This window comes from Blautia sp. MCC269, assembly GCF_018785655.1.
In the GTDB taxonomy this organism is placed as follows: domain Bacteria; phylum Bacillota; class Clostridia; order Lachnospirales; family Lachnospiraceae; genus Blautia_A.
On sequence record NZ_WQQE01000106.1, the window covers coordinates 1 to 239 of the forward strand.

A 239-nucleotide genomic window follows, 5' to 3' on the forward strand; every position below is an offset into this window, starting at 1 on the left:
TCCTGCGCCGAAAATGTCCGGGGCTGAAACGCGCCACCGAAACTAAGGAATCCGTAAGGATTGGTAGAGGAGCATTGCATGCGGGAAGAAGCAGTACCGTAAGGAGCTGTGGACTGCATGGAAGAGAGAATGCCGGAATGAGTAGCGAGATAGAGGTGGGAATCCTCTAGGCCGAATATCCAAGGTTTCCAGGGTAAAGCTGATCTGCCCTGGGTGAGTCGGGACCTAAGGTGAGGGCG

General features: G+C 54.8%; 1 rRNA gene. It reads left to right on the forward strand.

The window, feature by feature from the left end:
* Positions 1-239, forward strand: a 23S ribosomal RNA gene (locus GPK88_RS18485); the annotation flags it as partial.